The 13,169-nt window shown below is 74.8% G+C and carries 12 protein-coding genes; 6 read left to right on the top strand and 6 right to left on the bottom strand.

All coding sequences use genetic code 11. The features are described 5' to 3' along the window. Positions 1–87: 87 nt before the first annotated feature. The 3 genes from egtC to ACFP1K_RS15560 are packed head-to-tail and all read right to left on the bottom strand — an operon-like array spanning position 88 to position 3,560. A complete protein-coding gene (gene egtC / locus ACFP1K_RS15570) occupies positions 88–792 on the bottom strand; it encodes an ergothioneine biosynthesis protein EgtC (RefSeq protein ID WP_380752942.1) in 705 nt (234 codons plus the stop codon). After that, a complete protein-coding gene (egtB, locus tag ACFP1K_RS15565) occupies positions 793–2,334 on the bottom strand; it encodes an ergothioneine biosynthesis protein EgtB (protein WP_380752939.1) in 1,542 nt (513 codons plus the stop codon). It abuts the gene before it with no gap. Further along, positions 2,331–3,560 (bottom strand): glutamate-cysteine ligase family protein, encoded by a 1,230-nt coding sequence (locus tag ACFP1K_RS15560; RefSeq protein ID WP_380752936.1) that lies wholly within the window; start codon positions 3,558–3,560, stop codon positions 2,331–2,333. The genes egtB and ACFP1K_RS15560 overlap by 4 nt, the downstream gene beginning before the upstream one ends. Before the next feature lie 582 nt (positions 3,561–4,142). On the opposite strand from ACFP1K_RS15560, the gene ACFP1K_RS15555 reads away from it, so the two are divergent. Then, positions 4,143–4,508, top strand: a complete 366-nt coding sequence (locus ACFP1K_RS15555; protein WP_380752933.1) for a hypothetical protein — start codon at positions 4,143–4,145, stop codon at positions 4,506–4,508. 134 nt (positions 4,509–4,642) lie between these two features. On the opposite strand, the gene ACFP1K_RS15550 is transcribed toward ACFP1K_RS15555, so the two are convergent. Beyond that, positions 4,643–5,752 carry a glycerophosphodiester phosphodiesterase gene (locus tag ACFP1K_RS15550; protein ID WP_380752930.1) on the bottom strand — a complete coding sequence of 370 codons (1,110 nt, stop codon included), beginning with the start codon at positions 5,750–5,752 and terminating at the stop codon, positions 4,643–4,645. A gap of 169 nt (positions 5,753–5,921) precedes the next feature. Between ACFP1K_RS15550 and ACFP1K_RS15545 the strand changes: the two genes are divergently transcribed. After that, positions 5,922–7,295 carry a GH1 family beta-glucosidase gene (locus ACFP1K_RS15545; RefSeq protein WP_380752927.1) on the top strand — a complete coding sequence of 458 codons (1,374 nt, stop codon included), beginning with the start codon at positions 5,922–5,924 and terminating at the stop codon, positions 7,293–7,295. 112 nt (positions 7,296–7,407) lie between these two features. Here the strand turns inward: ACFP1K_RS15545 and ACFP1K_RS15540 are convergent, their stop codons facing one another. After that, positions 7,408–7,950: an HAD domain-containing protein gene (locus tag ACFP1K_RS15540; RefSeq protein WP_380752923.1), complete on the bottom strand. Its 543-nt coding sequence runs from the start codon at positions 7,948–7,950 to the stop codon at positions 7,408–7,410. A gap of 205 nt (positions 7,951–8,155) precedes the next feature. Between ACFP1K_RS15540 and sigK the strand changes: the two genes are divergently transcribed. The 3 genes from sigK to ACFP1K_RS15525 all read left to right on the top strand — a co-directional run bounded on the left by sigK (position 8,156) and on the right by ACFP1K_RS15525 (position 10,798). Then, complete coding sequence (gene sigK / locus ACFP1K_RS15535) at positions 8,156–8,746, top strand: ECF RNA polymerase sigma factor SigK (protein WP_380752917.1); 591 nt, start codon at positions 8,156–8,158, stop codon at positions 8,744–8,746. After that, on the top strand, positions 8,743–9,492 hold the full coding sequence (locus ACFP1K_RS15530) for an anti-sigma factor (RefSeq protein WP_380752910.1): 750 nt from the start codon (positions 8,743–8,745) through the stop codon (positions 9,490–9,492). The genes sigK and ACFP1K_RS15530 overlap by 4 nt, the downstream gene beginning before the upstream one ends. 154 nt (positions 9,493–9,646) lie before the next feature. After that, positions 9,647–10,798: a glutathione-independent formaldehyde dehydrogenase gene (locus tag ACFP1K_RS15525; protein ID WP_380752907.1), complete on the top strand. Its 1,152-nt coding sequence runs from the start codon at positions 9,647–9,649 to the stop codon at positions 10,796–10,798. A 103-nt stretch (positions 10,799–10,901) separates the two neighbouring features. On the opposite strand, the gene ACFP1K_RS15520 is transcribed toward ACFP1K_RS15525, so the two are convergent. Then, positions 10,902–12,056, bottom strand: a complete 1,155-nt coding sequence (locus ACFP1K_RS15520; RefSeq protein WP_380752904.1) for a baeRF10 domain-containing protein — start codon at positions 12,054–12,056, stop codon at positions 10,902–10,904. Between the two features lie 139 nt (positions 12,057–12,195). Here ACFP1K_RS15520 and ACFP1K_RS15515 point away from each other — a divergent pair, with 139 nt between their 5' ends. Further along, positions 12,196–12,978 carry an SMODS-associated NUDIX domain-containing protein gene (locus tag ACFP1K_RS15515; protein WP_380752901.1) on the top strand — a complete coding sequence of 261 codons (783 nt, stop codon included), beginning with the start codon at positions 12,196–12,198 and terminating at the stop codon, positions 12,976–12,978. The last annotated feature ends 191 nt before the right edge of the window (positions 12,979–13,169 follow it).

Raw genomic sequence — 13,169 nt, 5'->3', positions numbered from 1 at the left:
CAGCGGGATCTGTGTGACGGACACGCGGGCCTCCTGGTGTGACGGTGGTGACGCGGCGCGGGGATCACGGGAATCACGGGAATCAGGTCACAGAGGGCTTGTCACGACGCCGTCCGGGGTGGTGACGACCATGTGGCGGTCGGGCACGGCGTCCCACCCGGGCCGGTCGTCCAGGGGCTCGCTGGCGATCAGCGCCCCCTCGGCGAGGTGGAGGAACAGGGTGTCGCCCCAGGCCGTGGCGGCGACCAGGTCGCCGTCCGCGACGATGAGGTTGAGCCGCGCGGCGGGGTCGTGCCGACCGGCCAGGGTGACCACCTCGGCCACGGCCTCGGCGACCGGCCGCCCGGCGGAAAGGCGGGCGAACACCGCGGCGGCCAGCCACGCCGAGTCCGACCCGCTCTCGGGGTCTCGGCCACGGGCGAGGGACCGGACGGCGGACGGCGTGACGTGCCCGTTGTGGCTGAGCAGCCACCGGCCGCAGGCGAACGGCGCGGTGGCCGACTCCTCCGCGGCGACGCCCTCGGCGGCCGACCGCACCGCGGCGACCAGGCACCGCGACCGTGACACCGCGGCCAGGCCGGGCAGGTTGGCGTCGGTCCAGATGGGCACGGCCCGCCGGTAGCGGACCGGCTCGGGGCGCGGCGGCACGTACCACCCGGCGCCGAAGCCGTCGGCGTTGACGGTGCCGAACCGCTGCAGCCGCGGCGCGTAGGACTGCCGGATCAGCCCGTCGCCCTCCAGCAGGGTGGCGAGCGCGCGGGGCGCGCCGAGCCACGCTGCGTGGCGGCACACCTACGTCTCCCCGGGCGCGAGGTCCCGGGCGCACCGGAAGCCCGCGAAGATCTGCCGCCGCGCCGGGAGGTCCCAGTTGCGGAACGTCGCCCGGACCGATGACGGGTGCGTGGCCCACGACCCGCCGCGCAGCACCCGGTAGCCCCGCCCGAAGAAAATCTCGCTGTACTCCCGGTAGGGGAAGCCGCGGAACCCCGGGTAGGGCGCGAACCACGAGCCGGTCCACTCCCACACGTCCCCGATCATCTGCTCGGCGCCGCACGGGCTCGCCCCCTCGGGGAACGCCCCGGCGGGCGCGGGCCGGGCCGTCCGGTGCCCGAGGTTGGCGTGCCGTGGCCCCGGCGCGGCGTCCCCCCAGGGGTAGCGCAGGGCCCGCTGCGCCCGCGTGTCCCAGGCGCAGGCCTTCTCCCACTCGGCCTCGGTGGGCAGCCTGGCGCCCGCCCAGCGGGCGTAGGCGTCGGCCTCGTACCAGCTGACGTGCTGGACGGGCTCGCGGGGCGGCACCGGCTCCATGCGCCCGAAGCGCCTGCGCCACCACCGGCGGCCGTCCCTGGCCCAGAACAGCGGCGCGGTCACCCGCCGGCCGCAGCGCCACCGCCAGCCGTCGGGGCTCCACCAGCGCGGGTCGCCGTACCCGCCGGACTCGATGAACTCGGTGTAGGCCGCGTTGGTCACCGGGAAGCGGTCGATCCAGAAGGCGGGCAGGTCCACCCGGTGCGCCGGGCGCTCGTTGTCGTACGCCCACGGGTCGCCGGAGGTCCCCGCCTGGAACGGCCCGGCGGGCACGAGCACCTGGTCGTGCCCGCGGGCCCGGCCGGACGGCGGGACGCCGTCGGGGACCAGGCCGGGCCGCCGGGACAGCTGCAGGGTGGCCAGCATGGTCTCGGCGTGCTGGTGCTCGTGCTGGAGCACCAGGCCGAACACGTAGCCGCCGGCGCGCAGCGGGTGCGGGTCGGACAGGTCCATGCGGTCCAGCGCGTCCAGCACCCGGTCGCGCACCCCGGCGATGTACCGGCGCGCCTCGTCCGGGGCGAGCAGCGGCAGCTCGGGCCGCTCGGCGCGCGGATGGGCGAACGCGTCGTACATGGCGTCGATCTCCGGGCGCAGCGCCTCCGCGCCGTCCGCCTGGCGCAGCACCCACAGCTCCTCGTAGTTGCCGACGTGCGCCAGGTCCCACACCAGGGGCGACATCAGCGGGGAGTGCTGGCGTACCAGCGTCTCGTCGTCGACCTCGGTGTAGCGCAGCGACCGGCCACGCCCGGCGTCGAGCTCGGCGGCGATCCGCTCCTTGGCGGCATCGGGATCGGCGGCGATCCGCTCCTCGGCGCGGCCGGGGTCGGCGGCGATCCGTTCCTCGGCGGCGCCGGGGTCGGCGGCGATCCGCTCCCGCGCGGTGGCGGGGTCGGCGGCGATCCGCTCTCTGGCGCCGCCGCGAGCGGGGGTGATCCGGCCGCGATCCGGGATGATCCGTTCCTCGGCGCCGCCGGTACCGGCGGGGGTCCGCGCTTCGCCGCCGGGGCTCCGCTCCTGGGCGCCGCTCATGCCGCGGCCGCCGCGAAGATCCGGCCGGACAGGGGGCCGCCGAGGTCCCGTGCCCGCAGCAGGACCTCGGCGGCGGGACCGAGCCCCGGGGTCACGTGCCGGTCGGCGTACTCCTCGACGTCCGCGACCAGCTCGCGCGGCGCGCCGAGGCCGGGCAGCGCGGTGAGCGCGGCATGGAAGCAGCCCTCGGCCGCGGCGCGCATCCCCTTGTCCGACAGCCCGGCGTGCGCGGCCTGCCACCAGCGGCCCGCCAGCGGCTCGGCACAGGCGGCCGCGGCGCCGGCGGCGGCGTCGTCCAGCAGCAGGGCCGAGGTGACGGCCACGCAGACCGGCCACCAGCGCGGGTGCAGCGCGTCGAGATAGCGGATCTCCAGCCACCCCCGCGGCCGGACCGGCGGGAACACGGTGGTCGCATGGTAGGCGAGGTCCCCGGCGGTGGGGGCGTTGCGGGGCAGGCGCGGGCCGCGCATCCAGTCGCCGAACGTGCGACCCGGCGACCCGGCGCGCCGCCGCGGCTCGCGGCCCGGCATCAGGCGGGCGCCCGCCAGGTACGCCGCCCAGGTGGCGACCGGCTCCTGGTCCCACGGGATGGGACGGGTCCTGGTGGGGTCCAGGTGCAGCCACACGGCTTGCCTGCCGGACACCCACCCGCACGGCCGGCCGCGCAGCAGCGGCGAGTTGGCGAACGCCGCGTTCAGCACGGGACCGAACAGGTTGGCGTGCCGCCAGCGGGCCTCGGGATGGCGGCCGAGGTCCACGTTGACCTGGATGGACGCGGTCAGGCACATCATCATCGGGCCGTAGGGCTCGCCGAGCAGCCGCGCCATCGACTCGTACCGCTCCTGCCGCAGCTGGCGGTGCGGCCCGCGCAGCGGGTCCAGGCCGAACCCCACCGCCATCAGCCCCGCCCCGTCCAGGGCGTGGCGCGCGGCGGCGACGTCGGCGGACAGGCGGGACAGCACACCGGGCAGGTCGCCCGGCGGGCCGGACAGCTCCAGCTGCCCGCCGGGTTCGAAGGTCACCGCGCTGCCGCCCGGCAGCGGCGGCAGGATCTCGGAGATCTCCCGCACCAGGACGGGCCGGGTGGGATCGGCGCGGTCGTACACCAGGAACTCGAGCTCGACCCCGATCCGGTCGCCGGGGGTCCCCTGGAAGCACCGCCGGGCGAACTCCTCCACGTCCGCCATCCGGCGGATCGGCGCGTCGACGTTCTCCGTACCGATCATGGATCCTCCTGCCCGGCTGCCCGGGACGTGCCGTACGGCGGTGAAGGGCATGCTGATGACGGGTGCTGACGGATGAATGGCCTGCGAGGGAGCCGCCTGCCGCGGTGGCGGGCGACGGCGATGACACGGTTCGTCGTTTCCGCGGGACCTGCCGCGAGCGGAACCCGCCCGTGCGCGCCGGCCGGTCTGCCGAGCCCTGTGCGTCGGCTAACCACGTCTTACCCGGCGATACCTCGCATAAAGCGCCAAAAGCGACGTTCGGTGCATGTGTCACGTGGTGTCACCGGCGGTCCCGTCCGCTTGCGGTCATGACGGGCGGGCCCCGCGCGGGGCTCCCGGCCCCGCCTGCCAGGGGCTCGGCGGAAAACCGCAGGTGAAGGGAGCGATCGCGGGAGGGTGGCCGTCGCCGCGGACCCCTGGCCGGATCCGGCGGTCAAGATTCGGTCATGGACACGGACGGTAGTCGTATGGATACTTCACGTGACGATTCCGAAGACCCCCGTCCGGGTCCCGGCCGCCCCCTCAACCTCCCTCGACGGGAGCGGCCCGGGCCTGGTGGGAACGATCCAAGGAGGAAGCACCATGAAGCGCAAGAAGCTCTGCGCCCTCGGGCTGGTCACCGCCGCCTGCTGCGCCGGCCTCACCGCGGTCGCCGCCGCCCCCGCGTCGTCCGCCGCGCCCGCGCCCGTGCCACAGGCCGCCGACTTCACCGGCTACCAGCTGGTCAAGCTGCCCAACGCCAACGTCCCCAACTTCACCCGCCGCACCGTCCGGTGCCCCACCGGCAAGCGCGCCGTCGGGGGCGGCGCCGAGGCCCAGGGCAACGACGCCATCCTCGTCGGCAGCTTCCCCACCGACGACGGCACCGGCTGGATCGGCCTCGGCCGGCAGAACAACTACCGCGACGTCGGCATCAGCGTCTACGTCATCTGCGCCACCGTGAGCTGACCCCCGTAAGATCACTCGCGGCGCGCGACGGGCCCCGGCCCCGCGCCGCCGCCCACAGCACGGCCGCCGGCGGGACCGGGCCCGCCGGCGGCCGTACCATTTCCCCGGGCGCCCGCCCGGGACCCGATCGCGGCTCAGCCGTCCGACAGCCGCTCGCGGACGGCGCGGGCGATGCCCGGGTCGTCGGAGAAGACGCCGTCGATGCCGAGCCCGTACAGACGCTCCAGCCAGCCCGCCACGTCACCGGTGGCCCGCGGGTAGACCGGGCTCGCCGGGTTGCCCAGGCGGTAGTCCACCGGGAGCTGGGAGTTCTCCGGGCGCACGGTCCAGGTGTGCACCAGCAGGCCGCGGCGGTGGGCGTCGCGGACCAGCGGGGTCGGCTCCAGGAGCCTCCCGTCGGGGCCCGTGGGGATGAGCCGCGTGGTGGCCACGCCGACACCGTCGGCGTACCGCGCGATGTCGCGCAGGCCGGCCGGGGTCACCAGGTCGTCGTAGGTGCGGGTGTCGCCCGCCGCCACCAGGTCGTACGGCGCGCCGGTCCCGTTGATCAGCTGGATCAGCCGGGTCTTGGTGGCCGAGCGCAGCTCCCTGAGGTTCCCCGTCTCGAAGGACTGGATGAACACCGGCGCGCGCGACCCGTCCCAGCCGTTGCGGCGCAGCGTCTGCAGCAGCGGCTCCTCCAGCGCCAGCCCGATCGAGTCGAAGTACGTCGGGTGCTTGGTCTCGGGGTAGACGCCCACGCCGTGCCGCCGGGCCAGCTTGATCACCTCGTCGAACGTCGGGATCTGGGCCAGCCCGTCGAACGCGGCGTTGTCCGGCCGCAGGTCGGGGATGCGCTCCTTGGCCCGCAGCGTGCGCAGCTCGGCCAGCGTGAAGTCCTCGGTGAACCAGCCGGTGATCGCCACGCCGTCGATGGTCTTGGTGGTCCGGCGGCCGGCGAACTCGGGGTGGTTCGCGACGTCGGTGGTCCCGCCGATCTCGTTCTCGTGCCGGGCGACCAGCACGTGGTCCTTGGTGGAGACCAGGTCCGGCTCGATGTAGTCGGCGCCCAGCTTGATCGCGGCCTCGTAGGACAGCAGCGTGTGCTCGGGACGCACCGCGCTGGCGCCGCGGTGGCCGATCACCAGCGGCTCGCCGCCGCCGTCGTGCCCGCCTCGTTCCGCCGTCGCGCCCACCGCTCCCACGGTACCCACCGCCGCCAGCACCACCGCTCCCGCGATCACCGCGAGCGTTCTCTTCATCATCAGGGCACACCCCACTCTCTTGACTCGCGGGGCACGCTAATCCCGTGATCTGTACCCGGGGTGGCCTCACCGTTAACGATCAATGCCGCACAGAGGGACCAATGTCCCGATCGGCGGTGATAAGCGGATAATCAGGGGCAAACAATTCCGCGACGATCAAGGGACGACAGTGACCGAGGACTCCTCTGCCCCCACGCCGGCCTTCCCGCCCGGCTTCGTCTGGGGCACGGCCACATCCGCCTACCAGATCGAGGGGGCCGTGGGCGAGGACGGCCGGGGTCCGTCCATCTGGGACACCTTCTGCCGGGTGCCCGGCGCGGTGGCGGGCGGCGACACCGGCGACGTCGCCTGTGACCACTACCACCGCCCGGAGGAGGACGTCCGGCTGCTGACCGGCCTCGGCGCCGGGGCCTACCGGTTCTCCGTCGCCTGGCCGCGCGTGCAGCCCGACGGCCGCGGCAAGCCCGGCGAGCGGGGCCTGAGCTTCTACAAGCGGCTGCTGGACCTGCTGCGCGACAACGGGATCACGCCGTTCGTCACGCTGTACCACTGGGACCTGCCGCAGGCGCTGGAGGACCGCGGCGGCTGGCGGGAGCGTGACACCGCCGAGCGCTTCGCCGACTACGCCGCGATCGTGCACGACGCCCTCGCCGGCTGGGACCCGTACTGGATCACGTTCAACGAGCCGTACTGCTCCTCCATCACCGGCTACGCCGAGGGACGGCACGCGCCCGGCGCCCGGGAGGGCCACGGCGCCCTGGCCGCCGCCCACCACCTGCTGCTCGCGCACGGCCTCGCGGTGCCCCGGCTGCGCACCGGGGGCGGCGAGCGGGTCGGGCTCACCCTGAACATGTCGCCCGCCGTGCCCGCGAGCGGCTCCCCGGCGGACGCCGCCGCGGCCCGGCGGATGGACCTGCTGGTCAACCGGCAGTTCACCGAGCCGGTGTTCGGCGGCGCCTACCCCGAGGACATGGCCGAGACCTTCGGCGCGATCAGCGACCTCTCGTTCCGCGAGGACGGCGACCTGGAGATCATCGGGGCGCCGCTCGACTTCTTCGGGCTGAACTACTACTACCGGATCCACGCCGCCGACGCCCCGCACACCGAGCCCGACCCCGCCCGGCGCACCGCGTTCGACATCGGGGTGCGCAACGTGACCCCCGAGGGCGGCGTGACCAGCGGGCTCGGCTGGCCCGTCGAGCCCGAGGGCCTGCGGAACACCCTCACCGGCCTGGCCGCACGGTTTCCCGGCCTGCCGCCGGTGTACGTCACGGAGAACGGCTACGGCGAGCACGGCGACGACCTCGGCGACCAGGGCCGGATCGACTTCCTGCGCGCGCACGTGGCCGCCACCGCCGAGGCGATCGCCGCGGGCGTGGACGTGCGCGGGTACTTCTGCTGGTCGCTGCTCGACAACTTCGAGTGGGCCAGGGGCTACGCCGCGAGGTTCGGCCTGGTGCACGTCGACTACGCGACCCAGGCCCGCACCCCGAAGGCCAGCTACCACTGGTACCGCGACCAGATCGCGTCCTCCGGCGCCTGACCGGCGGATCCGGCCGGCCGGGGACGTGAGCCCCGGCCGCACCGGAGGCCCGGCGACCGGCCGGGCCGCCTGGTCGGAGCGCCAAGTCAGGGTGCCGGGTCAGAGCGCCAAGTCAGGGTGCCGGTTCGGGGGACGCCGCTCCCGCGTCGTCCAGGCCGAGCGCGCGGCCGGTCAGCCACTCGCGGGCGCGGGCCAGGTGGCCGTCGGTCAGGCCGGTCTGCGGGTCCACCTCGACCAGCAGGAACTCCCCGACGCCGGGGTGGTCCATCAGGTACTGCCAGTCGGGCGGGCGGAGGCTGTCGTCGAACCACACGAACGGCCGCCCGGCGACGTACTCGGCCACGTGCCGGGTCTTGAAGTGCTCGCCCGTGCGGGTGCCGAGGTCGCCGGTCACGTGGATCACCGGCAGCGGCGGCAGCCCGAGACGCGGCGCGATCTCGGCGTTGGCGTGCTCCTCCCACGTGGTCGCCCACACCAGGTCCGCCTCGGCGCCGGCGGCCAGCGCGAGGAGCTTCGGCCCGTGCCTGGCGTTCAGCAGCACCCGGTAGGTCCGTCCGTCCAGCGTGACGTCGTGGCGCCGGTGCCGCATCGTCGGCCGCCGGGCGGGGTTGAGCACCCCGTCCACGTCCAGCAGGACAAGGGGACGCTTGGTCACGTGCCGCTCCTCGGTCGTCGGTGCTGGGTGACATGATGCCGTGGGCGGGGCCCGCCTTCCATCCAGGGGCGCCCACCCGCCTCACCGGGCATGATTCGGCCGGCCCGCATCGCGGTTCCCGGAAATCCCTCGGCCGCCGCGCCATCCACGGCGCGGCGGGCTCCGAACCAGCTGTGTCCGCATCTACGACGGTTGGGGTGACTGGATGAGGTCCGACCGGGCCCTCCCCCTGGACGGCGGCCGCCATGAGCGCCCCGGGCTGGAACAACTGCTGGAACGGGTCGCCCGCGGCGACCGTCCGGCCTTCGAGCAGGTGTACGACATGGTGTCCGGGCCGGTGTACGGCCTGGCCCTGCGGGTGCTGCGGGACCCCGCGCAGGCCGAGGAGATCGCCCAGGAGGTGCTGGTGGAGATCTGGCGCTCCGCCGCGCGCTTCGAGACGGCGCGCGGCTCGGCCATGTCGTGGGTGATGACCATCGCCCACCACCGCGCGGTCGACCGGGTGCGCACCGCGCAGGCGGCGGCCGACCGGGAGACCCGCGCGGCCCGCCTGGAGGTCCGCCGCCCCTACGACGACGTCGCGGAGTCGGTGGAGACGACCATGGAGTGGGAGCGGCTGCGCCGCTGCCTGGGCACCCTCACCGAGCTGCAACGGGAGTCGGTCACGTACGCCTACTACGGGGGATACAGCTACCGGGAGGTCTCCGAGCTGCTGCGGGTCCCGCTGGCCACGGTGAAGACCCGGATGCGCGACGGACTGATCCGCATGCGCGACTGCCTGGGGGTGGAACGATGAGTCACGACGCGCACACTCTGGCCGGCGCCTACGCGCTGTACGCCATAGACGACCCCGCCGACGAGACCCGCTTCGAGGAGCACCTGGCCCAGTGCGCCGAGTGCGCGGCCGAGGCCCGCGGGCTGCGCGAGACCACGGCCCGCATCGGCGCCGCGGTCGCCCGGCAGCCCTCGCCCGAGCTGCGCTCCCGGGTCATGGCCGAGATCGGTCAGGTCCGCCAGCTTCCCCCGGCCGTCGCGCCCGTTCCGCTGCGCAGGCCGGACCGCGCGCCCGCCCGCGCCGCGTGGTGGCCCCGGCTGGCCACCGGGCTGGCCGCCGCCTGCCTGGTCGTCGCCGTGGGCTCCGGTGTGGTGGCCGTGCGGATCCAGGACCTGCTGGACAAGGAGCGGGCAAGCGGCCGGGCCGTCGCCGCGGTGCTCGCCGCGCCGGACGCCCGCCTGGTCAGCAGGGACACCCCCGGCGGCGCCGCCACCGTGGTGATCTCCCGCACCGAGGGCCGGATGGTCTTCTACTCCGCCGGGCTGGCGCCGCTGCCCGCCGGGAAGACCTACCAGCTGTGGCGCATCGGCCCGGGGGGCGCGCTGCCGAGCGGCCTGACCAGGCCGGACGCCGCCGGTCGCACGCCGCCGATGGTGCTCGGCGAGGTCGGGGACGCCACCACGGTCGGGGTGACCGTGGAACCCGACGGCGGCTCCGCGAAGCCGTCCGGCGACCCGGTGGTGGCGGTGCCGCTGCCTGGCGCCTGAGCCCCGCGCCCGCGCGCCGATCCCCCCCGTCAGGTCGGGGGATGTGGCGCGCGGGCCGTCGCGTGACGGTCGGAGACGTGGCCGGGAGCGCGCCGGACGCGCATGGCGCCGCGCCGCCACCCGGCTCCTCAGGCTGGAGGTCAGGAGGACGGCAATGAAGGCAGTCGTTTATCACGGGCCGCGCGACGTCAGCGTCGACGAGGTGCCCGATCCGCGGATCACCGACTCGCGCGACGTCATCGTCAAGATCATCGCAACGAACATCTGCGGGTCCGACCTGCACATGTACGAGGGCCGCACCGACATGGAACCGGGGCGGATCCTCGGGCACGAGAACTTCGGCGAGGTCGTCGAGACGGGCGCCGCGGTGGAACGGATCAAGGTCGGGGACATCGTCTCGGTGCCGTGCAACGTCGCCTGCGGGACCTGCAAGAACTGCGACGCGGGGCTGACCAGCTACTGCGTCCGCGCCCATCCGGACTATCCGCGGCTGTGCGGCGCGGCCTACGGCTTCGCGGGCATGGGGCCCTACCAGGGCGGGCAGGCCGAGTACCTGCGGGTGCCCTGGGGGGACTTCAACCTCTGCAGGATGCCCGCGGACGGGCGCGAGCGGCAGAACGACTACGTGATGCTGTCCGACATCTTCCCGACCGGCTACCATGCCACCGAAATGGCCGGGCTGCGCCCCGGCGAGTCGGTCGTGATCATGGGGGCCGGGCCGGTGGGGCTGATGGCCGCGCTGTCGGCCACGCTGAAGGGCGCCGGCAAGATCATGGTGGTGGACCGTCACCCCGACCGCCTCGCGCTGGCCGAGCGCATCGGCGCGATCCCGATCGACGACAGCCGGGGCTCGCCGGTCGAGCAGGTGCTGGAACTGACCGGCGGCGAGGGCGCCGACCGCGGCTGCGAGTGCGTGGGATACCAGGCGCACGACCCGCAGGGGCACGAGCACCCCGACGACACCCTGAACACCCTGGTGCGCTCGGTGCGCGTCACCGGCGGCATCGGCGTGGTCGGCGTCTTCGTCACCGAGGACCCCGGCGGGCCCGACGAGCTCGGCAGGCACGGCAGGGTGCCTCTGAACTACGGCCTGCACTGGTTCAAGGGCCAGAGCATGGGCGGCGGCGTGTGCCCGGTCAAGCGCTACGACCGTCACCTGCGCAACCTGATCCACACCGGTAAGGCGCGCCCGTCGGTCATCCTGTCCCACGAGCTGCCGCTGCACGACGCCCCCGACGCGTACGCGCACTTCGACAAGCGCGAACCCGGCTGGACCAAGGTCACCCTGAAGCCGAGCCTCGGCTGACGAGGAGTGAACGCCTCCCGCCGAGGGGCCCGCGCGTCGGCCGACCGGTGCCCGCCGCGGCCCCGTCGCCGCGCCCGGCGGCGGGGGCGCGGCACGGCCGCGGTCAGGCGGCGGAGCGCTCCGGGCGCGGGGGGAGCGGGAAGCGCAGGGAGGCGGCGACCATGTACGCCTTCAGCTCGGTGTCGGCGAGGACGTGCTCCACGCGGCCGCCCTCGTCGATCACCGCCTCGGCCAGGGCGTTCAGCACGTCGGAGGTCGGCCGGGCCGGGCCGCCGCACAGCGGGCACACGTCCCCGGCGGTGGCCAGCCACCCGGACTCCTCGCACACCACGCCGGGCACCGCCATGCCGTCCTGCACCAGCAGGGACTGCACCGCCGCGACCGAGCCCGCCCACAGGCAGTCGTCCAGGCCGATCGCCGCGGGCCGCCCCTCGGCCGCGCGGTCCAGCACGTCCGACACCCACCGGCGCTCCTCGTCGCGCTCGTACCGCTCGGCGATGCGCTCGGCGCCGTGCCGGATGTCGGCGGGCGTGGCGGTGCGCGGGTCCACCGCGAAGGTGCCCGCCAGCCGCTCCCGCAGCGGGCGGGGCAGGAACTCGACCAGGTTCGGCACCTCCTCGGGGTGCCCCCCGATGATCAGCAGCTCGTGGCCGCCGGTGCGGAACAGCTCGGCGAGCATGCGGGCGGTGTTGCGGTAGTGCCGCCGGGCCAGGTCGTCGGCCCGGTTGCGCACGCCGTGCTCGGCCAGGCCGTACCACCCGGCGAAGTTGGGCTTGCGCAGCGCCGGGTCCTCGACCTTGCCGATCTGGCGCATCTCGTCCTGGTACAGCTCCCACGCCTCCGCCGACCGCCGGTCGGCCACCACCACGCAGCTGCGGTGGTACTCCTCCAGCACCCCCAGCATGGGGCGCGTCCACGGCGCGGTGTCCACCACGATCCGGTCGTGCAGCGCCCGGGGGAGCACGACCCGCTCGAACAGCTCCTGCCCGGTGCACGAGAACACCGCCAGCGTGCCGGACTCCAGCCGCGCCGTGTCCTCCAGGCTCTCCAGCCGCTCGATGTCCCCCCGCAGCGACATCCGGGCCCGGCGCCCGATCGACCCGTCGTGCGCGAGGGGCCGTATCTCGTGCAGCATGCTGTTGATCCGCGTGGACAGGGAACCGGCGTCGCCCGCGCACATCCCCGCGTACAGGGAGACCACGGGCAACTCGTCCCCGTCGAAGCCGATGATCCGGTCCACCGTCTCTTTGGTGATCATGTGTCCCCCGATCCGGGCCCGCGGTGTGCCCCCCGGCCCGCACACCCGATTCTTTCCCCGCACCCCCGTGGTCACCCGCCACCCGCCTCCGCCCGGCCCCGGCTCGCGGAGGCGGTGGCCCGGCTGGGGACCGCGTGCGATGATGGTCGAGCCGTTCACCGACTTCGGCCTCGCGGGGGTCCCCATGGCCGGCAGGGCACCACCGGACGGGCCCCTGGTGCGGGCCGCACGGCCTCCGGGCGCGGCCTACGGCGTCCTCAATCCCCGCACCGTGCGCGTCTCCTTCAGCGCGCTGCTGCGCATCAAGGACGATCACCGGTACGTCCTGTTCCACATGCGCAACAGGCCGGGCTCGTACGGCCCGCCGGGCGGCGTGTACAAATTCTTCCCCCCGGCCGCCCGGCTGCTGGACTCCCTCGGCTTCCGCCAGGAGCGGTTCACCTCCGAGGCCGGGCGCGCCCGCGCGGACCTGCGGGGCTTCCTGCCGTCCCGGTCGGTGCGGCGCTTCGTCACGTGGTTCGACGGCGGCGCCTACCGCGAGGACACCGACGAGTGCCTGCGCCGCGAGCTGGAGGAGGAGCTGGAGGAGGTCGGCCTGCCCGCCCTGGCCGGCGAGGTCCCCGGCCTCGCCTTCGCCCACCACCGCACCCTGCTGGAGGGCCCCTACAACGTTCCCGGCCGGCCGTACCGCCAGCTGCGCCGCTTCGACGTGTACGACCTGGTCACCACCCACGGTGCCGCCGCGTGGCTGTGGCAGCGCCTGATCGAGGTCGGCGGCGACCCGTCCGCCTCCGAGGTCGTGTGCGCCACCGAAAGCGAGATCCTCCACGGCCGCTGCGGCGCCGCCCTGATCGCCCCCCACTCCGCGTACCTGATCGGCGTCCGCCGCAAACGCCAGTCCGACCTGCCGCCGATGCTCTGACCCGGCGGCCCGGGGGGATACGGCCCCGGGTCACCGGTCACGCCGCGCCCGCGCGGGACCGCCCGGGGGGGCGACCGGTCACGCCGCGCCCGCGCGGGACCGCCGGGGGCGACGAGGGCGGCCGGGTCACCGGCCGTGCCGCGTCGCGGAGGGGACCGCTCGGCGTGTCCCGATGGCTGGGCGTACCGCGC

It is taken from the genome of Sphaerisporangium aureirubrum, from assembly GCF_042658925.1.
GTDB classification, from domain to species: Bacteria; Actinomycetota; Actinomycetes; order Streptosporangiales; family Streptosporangiaceae; genus Sphaerisporangium; species Sphaerisporangium aureirubrum.
This window is presented reverse-complemented; position numbering and strand designations above follow the sequence as displayed.

Bases quoted from the DNA above. Each gene is read 5' to 3' on its own strand.
- sigK (WP_380752917.1), top strand. From the start codon at position 8,156: ATGAGGTCCGACCGGGCCCTCCCCCTGGACGGCGGCCGCCATGAGCGC.
- ACFP1K_RS15560 (WP_380752936.1), bottom strand. From the start codon at position 3,560: ATGATCGGTACGGAGAACGTCGACGCGCCGATCCGCCGGATGGCGGAC.
- ACFP1K_RS15515 (WP_380752901.1), top strand. From the start codon at position 12,196: ATGATGGTCGAGCCGTTCACCGACTTCGGCCTCGCGGGGGTCCCCATG.
- ACFP1K_RS15525 (WP_380752907.1), top strand. From the start codon at position 9,647: ATGAAGGCAGTCGTTTATCACGGGCCGCGCGACGTCAGCGTCGACGAG.
- ACFP1K_RS15520 (WP_380752904.1), bottom strand. From the start codon at position 12,056: ATGATCACCAAAGAGACGGTGGACCGGATCATCGGCTTCGACGGGGAC.
- ACFP1K_RS15555 (WP_380752933.1), top strand. From the start codon at position 4,143: ATGAAGCGCAAGAAGCTCTGCGCCCTCGGGCTGGTCACCGCCGCCTGC.
- ACFP1K_RS15550 (WP_380752930.1), bottom strand. From the start codon at position 5,752: ATGATGAAGAGAACGCTCGCGGTGATCGCGGGAGCGGTGGTGCTGGCG.
- ACFP1K_RS15530 (WP_380752910.1), top strand. From the start codon at position 8,743: ATGAGTCACGACGCGCACACTCTGGCCGGCGCCTACGCGCTGTACGCC.
- egtB (WP_380752939.1), bottom strand. From the start codon at position 2,334: ATGAGCGGCGCCCAGGAGCGGAGCCCCGGCGGCGAAGCGCGGACCCCC.